The organism is Bradyrhizobium sp. WBAH42, assembly GCF_024585265.1.
Lineage (GTDB): Bacteria > Pseudomonadota > Alphaproteobacteria > Rhizobiales > Xanthobacteraceae > Bradyrhizobium.
Window position 1 is genome coordinate 3,170,353 of sequence record NZ_CP036533.1, and the last position, 15,380, is coordinate 3,185,732.

A 15,380-nucleotide genomic window follows, 5' to 3' on the forward strand; every position below is an offset into this window, starting at 1 on the left:
TGGGAGTCAAGGAGCGCAGGCGCCTTCCGTCGCGATTCGACGAAGGTCTCCTGAATGGCAACGCTCCGCGCCTCGCGCGCATGGACCCGGCGGCAGTTCCTGGTCCGCTCCGCCTCCAGTCTCGCCATCGCCTCGCTCGCGAAGCCTCATTTGAGCCGCGCCGCCGACCGGCCGCAGATCGCAGCCGGCATCCAGTCCGGCGATGTCTCCGGCGGCTCCGCGGTGATCTGGGCGCGCGCCGACCGGCCTGCGCGGATGCAGGTGGAATGCTCGACCGTCGAGAGCTTCAAGACCATCATCGCCTCGGCTTCCGGCGATGCGCTGCCCGATGCCGATCTCACGTCGAAGCTTCTGCTGGCGGATCTGCCGCCCGGACAGGACATCTTCTACCGTGTCCGCTTCGACGACATTGCCACCGGTCTTGCCGGCGAAAGCAGCATCGGCCATTTCCGCACCGCGCCGGCAGCGCGCCAGTCGATCTCGTTCCTGTGGTCCGGCGACACCGCGGGGCAGGGCTGGGGCATCGACGTCTCCCGCGGCGGCTATCGCAGCTATCGCACCATGCTCGACAACCGTCCGGATTTCTTCGTCCACTGCGGCGATCACATCTACGCGGACTGCACGATTCCTTCCGAACAGAAGCTGCCGAACGGAGAGACCTGGCGCAACCTCGTCACCGAAGAGAAATCCGAAGTTGCGCACACCCTGGCGCAGTTCCGCGGCAACTACAAATACAACCATCTCGACGAACATTTCCGCGCCTTTCATGCAGAGGTGCCGATGTTCGCGCAATGGGACGATCACGAGGTGACCAACGACTGGTCGCCGATCGGGACCCATGACGAGACCGGTTACGAGGACGACGGCACCCCGCGCCTGGTCGCGCGGGCCCGCCGGGCCTTCTTCGACTTCATGCCGATCCGCAACATCAGCGCGCAGCACGGCCGCGTCTATCGCAAGATCGCCTATGGCCCGCTGCTGGACGTCTTCATGATCGACATGCGCAGCTACCGCGACGAGAGCTGGAACAAGGGTGATGATCGCCGCGGCTGGATCCTGGGCGCCGAGCAGCTCGCCTGGCTGAAGCGCGAGCTTGCCGCCTCACGCGCGACTTGGAAGGTGATCGCGGCCGATTTGCCGATCGGCCTGATCAGCCTGGATGCGGTCGCGCTCGGCGATGGGCCGCCCGACCGGCGCGAGCACGAGATCGCCGATCTGCTCGCCTCCATCAAGCGCGCCGGCATCCGCAACATCGTCTGGCTCACGGCCGACATGCACTACACCGCCGCGCACTATTACGATCCGAACAAGGCGCAGTTCCAGGATTTCGAGCCGTTCTGGGAGTTCGTCTCCGGCCCGCTGCATGCTGGCAGCTGGAGCCCAGGCGAGCTCGACGACACCTTCGGGCCGGTCGCGATGTACCAGCATGGCTGCAGCGCCGCGCAGGGCGACAATCTGGCGCCCTGTTTCGGCTTGCAGTTCTTCGGGCGGGTCGACATCGACGGCCGCAGCGGTGTGATGACCGTGACCCTGAAGGACGTCGACAATCGCGACCTCTGGTCGGTCGACATCGTCCCGCGGCCGCAGATGCATCCGTCGCTGGTGGCGCAGCATTCGTAGGCTGCTAACCCGATCTTGATTGGCCGCCATGCTCCTCCCGCGCTAGGGTAAGGGCTCCCACCACTTCTTTTCCGTCACCAAAGGTCTGCTCACGCGGCATCGCCGCGCGCATCCGGTGGGCTGAATATCTCGGGAGCCTGTTTCATGGACCATCTGAAAACACAGGGCATCAGCATGCCCAAGCTCGGCCTCGGCACCTTCCGCATGCAGGGCGATGCCTGCCGTGCCGCGGTCGAGAGCGCGCTGTCCATCGGCTATCGCCACATCGACACCGCCGAGATGTACGCCAACGAGGAGGCGATCGGCGCGGCCATCGCCGCGTCCGGCGTGCCGCGCGGTGAGCTGCACGTCACCACGAAAGTCTGGCACGAGAACCTCAGCCCCGATGCGATCCGCCGCGCTTTCGACGCCAGCCTCAGGAAGCTCGGGCTCGACCATGTCGATCTCTATCTCGTGCACTGGCCGTCGAAGGCCGCGAACTGGGGCGCGGTGTTCGAGACCCTGATGAAGCTCAAGGAGGAGGGGCGCACGCGCGCCATCGGCGTTGCCAATTTCACCACCGCGCTGCTCAAGGTCGCGGTCGAGGAGATCAAGGCGCCGATCGCCTGCAACCAGGTCGAATATCACGCCATGCTCGATCAATCGAAGGTGCTCGCCTATCTCCAGGCGAGGTCGATCCCGCTGGTTGCCTATTGTCCGCTCGCGCAGGGACGTTTCGCGACCGACCCGGTGCTGGCCGACATCGGCGCCAGGCACAACGCGACCGCCGCGCAGGTCGCGTTGAAATGGCTGCTCGACCAGGACGGCGTCGCCGCGATCCCGAAGGCCTCGCGTCGCGAGAGCCAGCAGGCCAATCTCGACGCGCTGAAGATCGCGCTCGACGATGCCGACCGCAAGAAGATCGCCGCGCTGGCGAAGGACAGACGCTGCGTCAATCCAGGCTTCGCGCCGGCGTGGGATTAATCGATCTTCACCCTCTCCCCTTGTGGGAGAGGGTGGCTCGCCGCGAAGCGGCGAGACGGGTGAGGGGTCTCTCTCCGCGCATGAGTCTTTCACTTTCGGACTCGCTGACGCAACCCCTCATCCGGCGCTTCGCGCCACCTTCTCCCACAAGGGGAGAAGGAAAAAAGAACGCAAGAAAATGGCCCCGTGAGGGGCCATTCCTTGTCGCGTTGCGCATTAGTCCCAGTGATGGTGGCGATGGCTGCGCTTGATCACGACGACCTTGTCGCCGCGATGGCGCCAGCCATGATGCCAGCCACGGTCATGGTGCATGCGGTATTCGGCGCGAGCGCCGTACGGGCCGTGATGATGATGACCGCGCTTGATCACCACCGTCTCTGCGCTGGCCAGCGTCGGCACCGCAATCACGATCGCGCCGAGAGCCGCAACCACATAACCAAGCTTCTTCATGCTGTCCTCCTCCAAACGAATGCACATCTAAACCGCAGATTTGCTCGAACGTTCCGGAGAAACGGCGAGAGAATTCTGAACGGATGTTCAGACGAAGGCGTGCTAGTCGCAGCGCTGCTGCGCGGGCGTCTGTGCACCTGTTGCGACGTACTTGCCGTCCCTGATCGTGTACTCGCCGCGCTCGCTGCGATTATAGATCGCGCGCAGGCGGCCGTCCTTCTGCAACAGCAACCCGAACTCGCGCGCCTGACGCAGCAAGGGGAAGTAGACCATCACATTGAGCAGGCCCTCGGCATTGACCGTGGCGGACACGATCTCGTTCTCGTCCATGGCCTCGCCGAAATTGCGCCGGTACATCACCCGGCCGTCTTTCCGGATCTCGTAACTCAGGAGTGCACCCTTGTCGCGGTCTGGCCGGGCAGAGCAATCGACCGCCCAGGAGCCGAGCAGGCCCCATTGCTCCACGGTCACGGCCAGCGTCTCGGCACCGGCCGTGGAGGTGAACGCGACCCACAGCACCGCAGCCGCGATCCAGCGACCCGAACAACGCATCATGTCCTGAGAAACCCCGCCTCGACGAATTCCAAAGTCTAGCATTCCGCGCGCGGTCGTCCACGGCAGTCGTCGATCGCGCGCGAATTTGATCCGCGTCAATGAGGCAGGGCGTTTCGAAGGTAAGATGGCATTTCCCGAAGGCGAACGTGGATAGAGCAATGCTGAATCAAGTCATGGATTTTGCGGGCGAAGTGCTGCCGGGGAGCTGCGCCGTGCCGCCCTATTCGGAGACCGCGTTTCTGGCCGAGCTGGGCGACCGCCTGAGGTCCTCGCGCACCCGCTGCGACCTGTCGCGCCGGGAGCTGGCCCGCCGCTCCGGGATTTCCGAGCGCTACATCGCCCAGATCGAGGCCGGCAAGGGCAACGTCTCCATCGTCCTGTTGCTGCGGCTCGCTTCCGCGATCCACGGCAGTCAGCCACAGGCGGCATGAGGAGACGCTCGACCAGGCCTCAGGCCCGCTTCTCCACATTGGCGCTACGCGCCGGCACGCCGAACTCCTTGCGGCACACTTCGGCCAGCACGGCGACGCCGTCGCGGATCTGCTGGTGCGAGGGGCTGGCAAAGCACAGCCGCAGCCGCGATGCGGAATGGCCCTTGTTGGTCGACCATTCCGGCCCCGGATTGATCGAGACGCCGGCGGCGAGCGCGGCCTGATACAGCTTCAGCGTATCGACCTGGTCGGGGAGCTTGACCCACAGGAAGATGCCGCCCTTGGGCGCCTCGAATTCGGCGGCGGTCCCGAACTGCTCGTTCAGGGCTTCCATCAGCGTGTCGAGCTTGCTGCGCAGTGCCTTGGTCAGGGCCGGCACGTGGGTGGAAAAATGCGGCTTGCAATAGCTGGCGAGCACCATCTGCTCCAGCGCACCGGAGCCCGCATCCGTCTTCAGCGCCAGCATCCGCGACATCACCTCCCAGGGCGCCACGACGAAGCCGACGCGCAGCGCCGGCGCGATCGATTTCGAGAACGAGCCGATATGGATCACGCCGCCGTTCGGGCTCATCGCGTAGATGGCCGGCGGCCGCTGCCCCGACCAGACGAGGTCGGCATAGCAATCGTCCTCGAAGATGGGCACGCCATATACGGTCGCGAGCCGCACCAGCTCGGTGCGGCGGCTCTCGGGCATGATGCTGCCGGTCGGGTTCTGCACCGTCGGAATGGTGTAGATGTATTTCGGCCGGATGCCGCGGCGCTTCAGGTCGGCCAGCGTGGAGGCCAGCAGGTCCATGCGCATGCCGTCCTTGTCGAGGGGAATGCCGACGACGTTGACGCCGAGCCGCGCCAGTCGTGTCAGCGAGCCTTGATAGCTCTCCTGCTCGAAAATCACGGTGTCGCCGCGCGTCAGCAGGGTGGCGTTGACGAGGTCGAGGGCCTGGAGCGAGCCGGAGACGATCAGGAGATCTTCGACCGTGCAGCTGATTCCGGCATCGCGCCTGAGTTTCGCCACCAGGAATTCGCGCAAGGGGAGGTAGCCCTGCGGCCCATGCGCCAGCCCGTAGGTGGCGAGCGAGCGGCCCTCGTGCCGCAGCACCGTGTTGGCCGCTTCGATCAGCTCGTCGAGCGGCACCTGTTCGGAATCGTTGTTGCCGCCGACGAAGCTGTATTTGGCAAGGCCCGTCCAGCGCGCAGAAGGGGCCGGCAGCCCTGCTGGAAACAGGGGCGCGAAATCGAAGCTGGACGTCATGGGAGCGTTCCTCGTTTTGTTCTTGTTGAGCGTCGGCTTTGCGCCGGCCGCCTTACTTCTTGCCGGCCGTCCTGGTCGGACGGCCTCACTTCTTTGTGGCCGTCCTGGTCGGACGGCCTTGGCTGATGAAAGCGTAATGCGCGTTGGCGATGCCGCCAACCATCAAGGCTTCGACCACCGGCTCGGCGATCTCGCCCGTGGCGGCCCAGTCGACCAGGAAATTGGCACCGGTCCCGCCGCGCACGTCGTCGGTCGGAATGAAGATCGAGACGGTGGCGAGCGGCCTCAACGCCACCGGCGTCTTCAGATAGCTCTCGACCTGCTTGCCTGCGGTGTCGAAATAGGCGATGCGTTTGATGACCAGCGGCTGGGTCTCGGAGGCGTTGTGAACGCTCAGCGTCACCGAGAAGTCGACACGCAGCTTGCCCTGGCTCATCGCGACGCTGGAATAGGCGGGCACGTAGAAACCGCCGGAAACGGCGAGGTCTTCCTTCGGCAGTGGGGTGAACGATTCGACAAAGTTTTGTTCGATATTGACCTTGGATTGCGCGGCGGCGGGCACGGCAAAGGCGAGGGGACTGAGCAGCATGGCTGCGATGAGCCCATTCCGCATGTGACGAATTGCTCGCTTGCCGCACCGCAACCCGTCTCTAGGGTGCGGCAAAACGGACCAATTTGGCATGCACGAGCTCATTCGCGACATCACTCTCTCTATCCTGTTTGCCTGGATGCTGGGCCTGCTCGCCCATTTCGCCCGGCAACCGCTGATCCTGGCCTACCTTATCGCCGGCTTCTGCATAGGTCCATTCGGCGCCGGCTGGGTCCATTCGCAGGAATCGATCAGCGTCATCTCCGAGCTTGGCCTGATCTTCATGCTGTTCATGATCGGGCTCGAGATCGACCTGAAGAAGATCGTGCGGGCAGGGCGGGTGATTCTGTTCGCAGCGGGCAGCCAGCTGCTCGGCGGCTGCCTGCTCGGGGTTCTATTCTTCGTCGGCATCGGCCTGTCGCTCGGCGGCGGGCATTTCGATGCGGTCTATCTCTGCGTCGCCTGCGCGCTCTCCAGCACCGTGATCATCGTCAAGGTGCTCTACGAGAAGCGCGAGCTCGACACGCTGCCGGGCCGCATCACCCTCGGCGTGCTGGTGCTCCAGGACATCTTCGCCATCCTGTTCCTGGCGGTGCAGCCGAGTCTCGCCAATCTGCAGGTCAGCGTCATCCTGCTCTCGATCGGCCGCGTCGCGGTGCTGGTCGCCGCCGCGCTACTGGTCAGCCGTTACGTGCTGCCGCGCCTGTTCCACCAGATCGCCAGGCGGCCCGAGCTGATCCTGCTCGGCGCGCTGGCCTGGTGCTTTCTCGTCGCCGAGACCGCCGAGCGGCTGTCGCTGTCGCGCGAGATGGGCGCGCTGATCGCCGGCGTCTCGCTCTCGACCTTCCCTTACGCGCTCGACGTCACCGCCAAGGTCACCACGCTGCGGGACTTCTTCATCACGCTGTTCTTCGTCGCGCTCGGCATGACCATTCCCGTGCCGGGCCTCTCGGTGATCGGTCTTGCCTTGATGATCGCGGCGTTCACGGTGGCAAGCCGCCTCGTCACGACGTTCACGCCGCTCTACCTGATGAAGCAGGGCCTGCGCGCCAGCCTGTTGCCGGCGCTCAACCTCGCGCAGATCTCCGAATTCTCGCTGGTGGTGATCCAGACCGGCGTCACCGACCGCCATATCGCGGCCGAGACGGCGAATGCGGCCTCCTTCGCTTTCGTGGTCCTGGCGGTGCTCTCGACCTTCGTGATGACCCGCAGCGACGAGATCACCCGCTGGGCGATCGGCCCGTTGAAGCGGATCGGCCTGCGCGATCTCGACCATGGCAACGGCCATGCCGAGGAGGGCCACGAGGGCGGCCATGGCGAAGCCCGCCGCATCGTGATCCTCGGCTTTTTCCGTGCGGCGAGCGCGCTTCTCGCCGAGATCGAGCGGCAGGCACCGGTGCTGCTCGACCAGATCACCGTGATCGACTTCAACCCCAATGTGTACAAGACCCTGCTTTCGCGCGGCCTGCATGTGATCTACGGCGACATCAGTAGCGCTGACACGCTGCTCCATGCCGGCGTCGGCAAGTCCGAGATGATCATCCTCAGCGTGCCGGATTCGCTATTGAAGGGCGCCACCAACGAGAAGCTGGTCCGCCACGTCCGCGCGCTCAATCCGACCGCCCTGATCGTCGCCACGGCCGACCTATTGGCCGACGTCGACGCGCTCTACGAGGCCGGCGCCAGCTACGTCACCGTGACCCGGCTCAGCGATGCACATGAGCTGTTTACCGTGATCGAAGCCGCCCAGGCCGGCCTGCTCGCGGACAAGCGCGCCGAGCTCGATCAGCGCCTCGGCGAGCGCCGCGAGGTGCTGCCCTGACGGCGTCGGGTCGTCTTCCTTGCCGCCTTCCTTGCGGGCAATCCGCGCCTATATCGCTGGTATGCCCGGTGCAAGCCTGAAACCCATCGGCAGGCCCGCCCTCAGGCATATGTGGTTGCGCTGGGGAGACTAGCGCCCCGACCCAAGTCCGGCTAAGCCTCCCGGCCATAACCGATAGAGATTGGGAAATGCCCGATAGCGTTCAGGAAGTCTTGCAGGCCTTTGCCCGGGGTGAGCTCGTGGTCGTCACCGACGACGAGGACCGCGAGGGCGAGGGCGATCTGATCGTCGCCGCCTCGCTCTGCACCGCCGAGAAGATGGCCTTCATCATCCGCCATACCTCCGGCATCGTCTGCGCGCCGGTGACGACCGAGGATGCGCGCCGGCTGCGGCTCGATCCGATGGTCGCCCACAACGATTCCGCGCACACCACCGCGTTCACGGTCTCGATCGACTACAAGGCCGACGGCGGCACCGGCATCTCCGCCGATGAGCGCGCCTCGTGCTGCCGTGCGCTCGCCAATCCTAATGTCGGCGCCAACGATTTCGCCCGGCCCGGCCACATCTTCCCGCTGATCGCCAAGGACGGCGGCGTGCTGCTGCGCTCCGGCCACACCGAGGCCGCCGTCGACCTCTGCAAGCTTTCCGGCCTGCCGCCGGTCGGCGTCATCAGCGAGCTCATGAACGACGACGGCAGCGTGATGAAGGGGGAGCAGGTCGCGCAGTTTGCGGTCAGGCACAAGCTCAAGCACGTCACCATCGCGGACATGATCGCCTACCGCCAGGCGCGCGAGAAGCTGATTGAGCGGGTCTCGACCTTCGTCACCGACAGCCCGATCGGCCCCCTGCAGGGCTACGCCTACCGCTCGCCGTTCGATTCCATCGCCCACGTCGCCTTCGTCTACAACGGCGTCGGCGACGGCAAGAACGTGCTGACGCGCTTCCACAAGCCGAACATCGTCAAGGACACCTTCACCGGCCACAAGCGCATGGCCGCCGTGCTCGAGCATTTCAAGACGGCCGGCCGTGGCGTGCTGGTCTATTTGCGCGACGGCGCGGCCGGCGTGCCCGTTTCGCCGCTGCCGGACGAGACGTCGACGGAGGCCGACCGCAACCGCCAGTGGCGCGAGGTCGGCGTCGGCGCGCAGATCTTGCGCGACCTCGGCGTCACCTCGATCCGGCATCTCACCTCGTCGGTGCACGACTACAAGGGTCTGTCGGGCTTCGGCATCGAGATCGTCGCCAACGAGCAGCTCGAAATCTGACCGCATCGTTTCCGGTTTGCGCCGTTGCGCGACCCGGAATGACCGAAACCAGGATGCAATTGCACTTGTTGCCGCGGCGCTTTAATTTGTCGGGCAACATTTAGACGGAACCAGACGCGAAAGGACGTTTCATGAGCGTGCGCCCTCAGGCCAAGGACAAGCCGGCTGCGGCTTCTTTCCAGTGGGACGATCCGTTCCTGCTCGACGAGCAGCTCACCGAAGACGAGCGCATGGTGCGCGACACCGCCCGCGCCTATGCCCAGGACAAGCTGTTGCCGCGCGTCTCCAAGGCCTATCTCGAGGAGAAGACCGATCGCGAGATCTTCAACGAGATGGGCGAGCTCGGCCTGATCGGCATCACGCTGCCCGAGGAATATGGCTGCGCCAATGCGAGCTACGTCGCCTATGGCCTCGTCGCGCGCGAGATCGAGCGGGTCGATTCCGGCTATCGCTCGATGAACTCGGTGCAGTCCTCGCTGGTGATGTACCCGATCTACGCCTATGGCGACGAGAACCAGCGCAAGAAGTACCTGCCCAAGCTCGCCAGCGGCGAGTGGGTCGGCTGCTTCGGCCTGACCGAGCCCGATGCCGGCTCCGATCCGGCCGGCATGAAGACCCGCGCCGAGAAGGTGTCGGACGGCTATCGCCTCACCGGCAGCAAGATGTGGATCTCGAACGCGCCGATCGCCGACGTCTTCGTGGTCTGGGCCAAGTCGGCCGCGCACGACAACCAGATCCGCGGCTTCGTGCTGGAGAAGGGCATGAAGGGCCTGTCCGCGCCGAAGATCGGCGGCAAGCTCTCGCTTCGCGCCTCCATCACCGGCGAGGTGGTGATGGACGGCGTCGTGGTCCCCGAGGACGCCTTGCTGCCCAACGTCTCCGGGCTCAAGGGCCCGTTCGGCTGCCTCAACCGCGCCCGCTACGGCATCTCCTGGGGTGCGCTGGGCGCCGCCGAGGACTGCATGCATCGCGCCCGTCAATACACGCTCGACCGCAAGCAGTTCGGCAAGCCGCTCGCCGCGACCCAGCTGGTGCAGAAGAAGCTCGCGGACATGGAGACCGAGATCGCGCTCGGGCTTCAGGGCTCGCTTCGCGTCGGCCGTCTGATGGACGAGGGCAAGTTCGCGCCCGAGATGATCTCGATCATGAAGCGCAATAATTGCGGCAAGGCCCTCGACATCGCCCGCACCGCCCGCGACATGCACGGCGGCAACGGCATCTCGATCGAATATCACGTGATGCGCCACGTCCATAACCTCGAGACGGTCAACACCTACGAGGGCACCCACGACGTCCACGCCCTGATCCTGGGCCGCGCGATCACGGGCATTCAGGCGTTTTTCTAGTCATTGTGTTTTCCGCCGCGGCTAGTTGCTCCACTGTCATCGCCCGCCTTGTGCGCAGTTGCGCACTGGGGCGGGCGATCCAGTATCCCAGAGACTTCGCTTTTGTCACTGGCGCCGCGGCGTACTGGATACCCCGCCTTCGCGGGGTATGACGGCAGAGAGTGTGGCGACAGGAAGTCCCATGTCCGACAATGACGACGTCCCGTTCAACCGCAACTTTCCGCTGAAGCCCGGCTTCGTCGAGGAGGTCCGCCCCGGCGTGCGGCGCGTGCTCTGCAACAATCCGAGCCCGTTCACCTTCACGGGGACGGTCAGCTACATCGTCGGCAAGGGCAATGTCGCGATCATCGATCCCGGTCCTGACGATGCGGCGCATGCGGCGGCGCTGCTCGATGCGGTGCGCGGCGAGACGGTGACGCACATCTTCGTCACCCACACCCATCGCGATCATTCGCCGAACACCGCGCGCATCAAGCAGGCGACAGCTGCGCCGGTCTATGCCGAGGGCCCGCATCGCGCCTCGCGGCCGCGCTTCGAGAGCGAGAAGCACAATCCGGAATCCGGTGCCGACCGCGATTTTGCCCCGGACGTCAGCCTCGCACACGGCGACGTCGTGGAAGGTGACGGCTGGCGGCTCGAGGCCGTCGCGACGCCCGGCCACACGGCCAATCATCTGGCATTCGCCTGGCCCGAGCGAAAATTCAATTTCGTGGGTGACCACGTCATGGGCTGGTCGACCTCGATCGTGGCGCCGCCGGACGGCTCGATGATCGACTACATGGACTCGCTCGACCGGCTCGCGGCCCGCGAGGAGGATCTCTATTTCTCGGGCCACGGCCCCGAGATTCCCGACGGCCAGCGCTTCGTGCGCTTCCTGATCCGTCACCGCAAGGCGCGCGAGGCCTCGATTCTGCATCGCCTCGCCAAGGGCGAGACCGACATCCCGACCATGGTCCGCGCGATCTATATCGGTATCGATCCGCGCCTGACGACGGCGGCGGGCTATTCCGTTCTGGCGCACCTGGAAGACCTGGTCGCGCGCGGCGTGGTGGCGACGGATGGCGATCCCGTGATCGGCGGGACCTATCGGATGGCCTGAGGGCGAATAGCAAATGGGGAGTAGCGGTTGGGCGGCTCCATTCGCTATTCGCTACTCCCCATTCGCCAATTTCACTTCTTCACCGTCTTCGCCGGCGCCTTGGGCGGTGCGACCGGGGTTTTCTTCACCGGCTTGAGCGCGTCGGCATCGGCGGCGGTGTTGAGGTCGTCGATGAATTTCTTGACGCGCGCGGCGTTGCTGCCGAGGTCGCTGTCGAAATTGCGCGACGCAGAGCGGATGTCGACGCGGGAATCATCGCCATCCGGCACGACCCTGATCGAAACGTCCTCGCGGAAACCCATGATCGGCGTGCGCGCGACCGCCTCGATGCGGCCGATGCGGCGTGGCGGCTGCGGTGCGCGCTCGTCGATCACGATCCATTTGCGCTTGTGGACGAGCTGGAGCGCGATTGCATAGGCGCGGTCGACCGGGATCTCGAGCTCGACGGGCTCGATGTCGGGATAGAAATGGCGCTGCTGCTCCGCCGAATAGAGACCGGCATAGACCGCGGTGTTGGTGCCCTCGCCGGTGCGCAGGCGCGCCAGCGCGTCGAAGCGCGGCGGATCGATCGGGTCGGTGGTGATGTCGTAGATCGACGGCAGCTTGCGATATTGAAAGGCCAGATAGGCGGGGTAGGCCAGGATCGCCCCGTCGATCAGGAAGGCGAGCAGGATGCGGGCCATGCCGCGCGAGCCGTTCTGCCAGATCGCGGCAAAGCCGGCGAGCCCGAACAGGATCGAGAGGCCGGCGATCGCGATGCCGCCGATGAACGTCGCAAGCGCCGGCTTCGGCTCCAGGAAATCGAAGCGGACGACGATGATCGACACCACCACCGCCACCACCGCGAACACGGCCAGATTGCGCGCCCAGCTCGCGAGGCTGGACACGGGCTCCGACTGGTAGGGAGCGGAAAACCTGCGGGCCATCGGGTGAAGCTCTGCCGGATGTTGGGCGCGATGCCGGCCGATCTGGCGCGACGATAGGACCGTTGAGACCACGGCGCGGGGGCAAATTCAAGGGTCGATCACCCTCCCCTGGAGGGGGAGGGTCGATCGCGCGCAGCGCGAGCGGGGTGGGGTGATCTCTCCGCACGGGCACCGCTATTGGGGAGAGACTGTCACCCCACCCCGGCTCACATCGCTGACGCGCTGCGAGCCGACCCTCCCCCTCCAGGGGAGGGTGGCACCAACGATTACGCCGCAGCGTTCGGGAAGCGGTAATCCTTGAACTGGTCGCGCAGCGCCGTCTTCAGGATCTTGCCGGTGGCGGTGTGTGGAATGCCGTCGACGAAAGCGACGTCGTCGGGCATCCACCATTTGGCGATTTTGCCGTCCATGAACTTGAGGATGTCCTCGCGCGTGGCCTGCTGGCCCTGCTTGAGCTGCACGATCAGGAGCGGCCGCTCGTCCCACTTCGGGTGGAACACGCCGATCACGGCGGCTTCCGCCACGGCGGGGTGGCCGACCGCGAGGTTTTCGAGGTCGATCGAGGAGATCCACTCGCCGCCGGACTTGATCACGTCCTTGGAGCGGTCGGTGATCCGCATATAGCCGTCCTCGTCGATGGTCGAGACGTCGCCGGTGTCGAAGAAGCCGTCCTCGTCGAGGATGTTGCTGTCGACGCGGTAATAGGCCTTGGCGACGGCGGGCCCGGAGACCTTGAGGCGGCCGAACGTCTTGCCGTCCCAGGGCAGCTCCTTGCCGGCATCGTCGGTGATCTTCATCTGCACGGCGAAGGGCGCATAGCCCTGCATCTGCAGCACGTCGAGCCTGGCATCGCCGGTGGCATTCTGGAACGGCGGCTTCAGGGCCGCGACGCTGCCGATCGGGCTCATCTCGGTCATGCCCCAGGCATGGCGGACGTTCGAGCCCATGTCGAGGAAGGCCTTGATCATCGAACGCGGCATCGCCGAGCCGCCGCAGATCACCATCTTCAGATCCGGCAGCTTGAGATTGTTGGCGGTCATGTGCTGGAGCAGCATCAGCCACACCGTCGGCACGCCGGCGGTGTGCGTCACCTTCTCGGTCGAGAGCAGCTCATAGACCGAGGCGCCGTCGAGCTTGGCGCCCGGCATCACCAGCTTGGTGCCTTGCGAGGGGGCGGAGAAGGCGATGCCCCAGCTGTTGGCATGGAACAGCGGAACGACCGGCAGCATTGTCTCGGACGCACTGGTGCCGAGCGCGTCGACGTTGTTGGCCATCAGCGCGTGCAACACGTTGGAGCGATGCGAATACAGCACACCCTTGGGATCGCCGGTCGTGCCGGAGGTGTAGCACATCGCCGCCGCCGTGTTCTCGTCAAAGTCCTTCCATTTGAATTTGCCGTCGGCCTGCGCAATCCAGTCCTCGTAGGCCACCGCGTTCTTCAGCGTGGTCTCCGGCATGTGCGCCTTGTCGGTGAGCACGATGTAGCGCTCCACGCTTGGCAGCTTGTCCGCGATCTTCTCCAGGATCGGAACGAAGGTGAGATCGGTCATCACGATGCGATCCTGCGCATGATTGATGATCCAGGCGATCTGTTCGGGGAAAAGGCGGGGATTGACGGTATGGCAGATGGCGCCGATCCCCATGATGCCGTACCAGACCTCGAGATGGCGCCATGTGTTCCAGGCGATCGTTGCGACACGGTCGCCGAGCTTGATGTCGTCGCGCTCCAGCATCTGCGAGACCTTGAGCGCGCGCTGGTGGATCTCGGCGTAGGTGGTGCGATGGATCGGACCCTCGACCGAGCGTGTGACCACCTCCTGCTTGCCATGAATCCTGGCGGCGTGTTCGATGATTCGGTGGCAGAGCAGGGGCCAATCTTGCATCAAACCAAGCATTCCGACGTTCCTCCGAGAAGTCGCTGGGCGCATTGTCGCTCTCAGCGTTGGGCCAAAGAATTGACATGAGTTTTAGCCTGCCGGACTTTCGCCGCAAATGGTCTTGTCGCGGCTATATGTCCGCTGGCGCGGCAATGGTTACCGCTGCGGCGGGGCTATTGCTGCTCGCCGAAAGGGCAGAGGCGCGGAAATATCCTGCGCCGCTCGATATCTTCAACCTTGGAGCACCAAAGCCCCGCGCAACCGTTCGCCCCGCCAGGATTCCGCTGCCGAAGCCGCGTCCCGAGGACGCCCCCAAAGCGTCGGATGAGGGGGCGCCGCAGGCAGACGGCAAGCCGTCCCCCGACAAGCCAGGCGCGGACAAGCCCGCCGAGGCCGCGCCGCCGCCCGAGAAGCAGGCCTCGGCCTGCCGGCTGGCGCTGACCGAGGAGATCGCGATCGCGCCCTCCATTCCGGATATCCGCGGCCCCGGCGCCTGCGGCGGCGAGGATCTGGTACGGCTGGAGGCCATCGTGCTGCCGGACAAGCGCAAGGTGACGGTGAAGCCGGCGGCGATCCTCCGCTGCACCATGGCGTCCGCGCTCGCGGATTGGCTGCGGAAGGACATCGTGCCCCTGGCCGCCAGCCTCGGCTCGCCCATCAGCGACCTCGATAATTTCGATTCCTTCGAGTGCCGCGGCCGCAACCGCGTCGCTGGGGCGATGCTTTCCGAGCACGGCAAAGCCAATGCCATCGACATCCGCGCCATCAAGCTCGCCAATGGGCAGTCGATCGGCCTCACCGACCGCGCCACGGCGCGCGAGGTGCGCGAGCGCGTGCTGCATTCGGTCTGCGCGCGCTTTTCCACCGTGCTCGGTCCGGGCTCGGACTGGTACCACGAGGACCACATCCATCTCGATCTCGCCCAGCGGCGCAACGACTACCGGATCTGCCAGTGGAACGTCTGGGATCCGCTGCCTCAGGTCGCTCCGCTGCTGCCGGCGGAACGTCCGGAGGAAGCACCGCCGCGCGAGGTCGCGGCCAAACCCGAGGCAAAGGAGGGTGCCCACGACGGAGGGGCGGAGACACCTCCTGCGCCGGCAGACAAGCCGGCGGCGGGTGGCAACAAAGGCCGGTCGCACCAATCGGCAACAAAAAAGCGCCGGTGAAACCGGCGCTTTTGAAAAG

Annotated in this window: 14 protein-coding genes; 8 read left to right on the forward strand and 6 right to left on the reverse strand. The window is 65.3% G+C overall.

Annotated features, from left to right (window positions below):
- The first annotated feature begins 54 nt into the window (after nt 1–54).
- Both DCG74_RS14850 and DCG74_RS14855 read left to right on the forward strand, forming a co-directional pair.
- Entirely contained in the window at nt 55–1,620 is a 1,566-nt protein-coding gene (locus DCG74_RS14850; RefSeq protein WP_172787333.1) for an alkaline phosphatase, read from the forward strand.
- Nucleotides 1,621–1,764: 144 nt separating this feature from the next.
- A complete protein-coding gene (locus tag DCG74_RS14855) occupies nt 1,765–2,583 on the forward strand; it encodes an aldo/keto reductase (protein ID WP_172787334.1) in 819 nt (272 codons plus the stop codon).
- A 216-nt stretch (nt 2,584–2,799) separates the two neighbouring features.
- On the opposite strand, the gene DCG74_RS14860 is transcribed toward DCG74_RS14855, so the two are convergent.
- Nucleotides 2,800–3,033, reverse strand: coding sequence for a hypothetical protein (locus DCG74_RS14860; protein ID WP_172787335.1), 234 nt, complete (start codon nt 3,031–3,033; stop codon nt 2,800–2,802).
- Between the two features lie 102 nt (nt 3,034–3,135).
- Nucleotides 3,136–3,588 (reverse strand): hypothetical protein, encoded by a 453-nt coding sequence (locus DCG74_RS14865; protein ID WP_172787336.1) that lies wholly within the window; start codon nt 3,586–3,588, stop codon nt 3,136–3,138.
- Nucleotides 3,589–3,746: 158 nt separating this feature from the next.
- On the opposite strand from DCG74_RS14865, the gene DCG74_RS14870 reads away from it, so the two are divergent.
- Complete coding sequence (locus DCG74_RS14870; RefSeq protein ID WP_172787337.1) at nt 3,747–4,019, forward strand: helix-turn-helix domain-containing protein; 273 nt, start codon at nt 3,747–3,749, stop codon at nt 4,017–4,019.
- Nucleotides 4,020–4,038: 19 nt separating this feature from the next.
- Here the strand turns inward: DCG74_RS14870 and DCG74_RS14875 are convergent, their stop codons facing one another.
- Nucleotides 4,039–5,271 carry a PLP-dependent aminotransferase family protein gene (locus DCG74_RS14875; RefSeq protein ID WP_172787338.1) on the reverse strand — a complete coding sequence of 411 codons (1,233 nt, stop codon included), beginning with the start codon at nt 5,269–5,271 and terminating at the stop codon, nt 4,039–4,041.
- 85 nt (nt 5,272–5,356) lie between these two features.
- Complete coding sequence (locus DCG74_RS14880) at nt 5,357–5,884, reverse strand: DUF3124 domain-containing protein (protein WP_172787339.1); 528 nt, start codon at nt 5,882–5,884, stop codon at nt 5,357–5,359.
- Nucleotides 5,885–5,951: 67 nt separating this feature from the next.
- Here DCG74_RS14880 and DCG74_RS14885 point away from each other — a divergent pair, with 67 nt between their 5' ends.
- From DCG74_RS14885 to DCG74_RS14900, 4 genes are all read left to right on the forward strand, one after another.
- Nucleotides 5,952–7,682 (forward strand): cation:proton antiporter, encoded by a 1,731-nt coding sequence (locus DCG74_RS14885; protein WP_172787340.1) that lies wholly within the window; start codon nt 5,952–5,954, stop codon nt 7,680–7,682.
- Nucleotides 7,683–7,870: 188 nt separating this feature from the next.
- On the forward strand, nt 7,871–8,947 hold the full coding sequence (gene ribB / locus DCG74_RS14890) for a 3,4-dihydroxy-2-butanone-4-phosphate synthase (RefSeq protein ID WP_172787341.1): 1,077 nt from the start codon (nt 7,871–7,873) through the stop codon (nt 8,945–8,947).
- Nucleotides 8,948–9,078: 131 nt separating this feature from the next.
- Nucleotides 9,079–10,293 (forward strand): acyl-CoA dehydrogenase, encoded by a 1,215-nt coding sequence (locus DCG74_RS14895; protein ID WP_036004014.1) that lies wholly within the window; start codon nt 9,079–9,081, stop codon nt 10,291–10,293.
- Between the two features lie 181 nt (nt 10,294–10,474).
- Entirely contained in the window at nt 10,475–11,392 is a 918-nt protein-coding gene (locus tag DCG74_RS14900; protein ID WP_172787342.1) for an MBL fold metallo-hydrolase, read from the forward strand.
- A gap of 71 nt (nt 11,393–11,463) precedes the next feature.
- Here the strand turns inward: DCG74_RS14900 and DCG74_RS14905 are convergent, their stop codons facing one another.
- Nucleotides 11,464–12,318, reverse strand: coding sequence for a DUF1499 domain-containing protein (locus DCG74_RS14905; protein ID WP_172787343.1), 855 nt, complete (start codon nt 12,316–12,318; stop codon nt 11,464–11,466).
- A gap of 266 nt (nt 12,319–12,584) precedes the next feature.
- Nucleotides 12,585–14,213 carry a fatty-acid--CoA ligase gene (locus tag DCG74_RS14910; RefSeq protein ID WP_172787344.1) on the reverse strand — a complete coding sequence of 543 codons (1,629 nt, stop codon included), beginning with the start codon at nt 14,211–14,213 and terminating at the stop codon, nt 12,585–12,587.
- Nucleotides 14,214–14,278: 65 nt separating this feature from the next.
- On the opposite strand from DCG74_RS14910, the gene DCG74_RS14915 reads away from it, so the two are divergent.
- Nucleotides 14,279–15,361: an extensin family protein gene (locus tag DCG74_RS14915; protein WP_172787345.1), complete on the forward strand. Its 1,083-nt coding sequence runs from the start codon at nt 14,279–14,281 to the stop codon at nt 15,359–15,361.
- Nucleotides 15,362–15,380 lie beyond the last annotated feature (19 nt).

Coding starts and splice junctions, on each gene's coding strand:
- DCG74_RS14850 (WP_172787333.1), top strand. CDS start 55: ATGGCAACGCTCCGCGCCTCGCGCGCATGGACCCGGCGGCAGTTCCTG.
- DCG74_RS14855 (WP_172787334.1), top strand. CDS start 1,765: ATGGACCATCTGAAAACACAGGGCATCAGCATGCCCAAGCTCGGCCTC.
- DCG74_RS14860 (WP_172787335.1), bottom strand. CDS start 3,033: ATGAAGAAGCTTGGTTATGTGGTTGCGGCTCTCGGCGCGATCGTGATT.
- DCG74_RS14865 (WP_172787336.1), bottom strand. CDS start 3,588: ATGATGCGTTGTTCGGGTCGCTGGATCGCGGCTGCGGTGCTGTGGGTC.
- DCG74_RS14870 (WP_172787337.1), top strand. CDS start 3,747: ATGCTGAATCAAGTCATGGATTTTGCGGGCGAAGTGCTGCCGGGGAGC.
- DCG74_RS14875 (WP_172787338.1), bottom strand. CDS start 5,271: ATGACGTCCAGCTTCGATTTCGCGCCCCTGTTTCCAGCAGGGCTGCCG.
- DCG74_RS14880 (WP_172787339.1), bottom strand. CDS start 5,884: ATGCGGAATGGGCTCATCGCAGCCATGCTGCTCAGTCCCCTCGCCTTT.
- DCG74_RS14885 (WP_172787340.1), top strand. CDS start 5,952: ATGCACGAGCTCATTCGCGACATCACTCTCTCTATCCTGTTTGCCTGG.
- ribB (WP_172787341.1), top strand. CDS start 7,871: ATGCCCGATAGCGTTCAGGAAGTCTTGCAGGCCTTTGCCCGGGGTGAG.
- DCG74_RS14895 (WP_036004014.1), top strand. CDS start 9,079: ATGAGCGTGCGCCCTCAGGCCAAGGACAAGCCGGCTGCGGCTTCTTTC.
- DCG74_RS14900 (WP_172787342.1), top strand. CDS start 10,475: ATGTCCGACAATGACGACGTCCCGTTCAACCGCAACTTTCCGCTGAAG.
- DCG74_RS14905 (WP_172787343.1), bottom strand. CDS start 12,318: ATGGCCCGCAGGTTTTCCGCTCCCTACCAGTCGGAGCCCGTGTCCAGC.
- DCG74_RS14910 (WP_172787344.1), bottom strand. CDS start 14,213: ATGCTTGGTTTGATGCAAGATTGGCCCCTGCTCTGCCACCGAATCATC.
- DCG74_RS14915 (WP_172787345.1), top strand. CDS start 14,279: ATGAGTTTTAGCCTGCCGGACTTTCGCCGCAAATGGTCTTGTCGCGGC.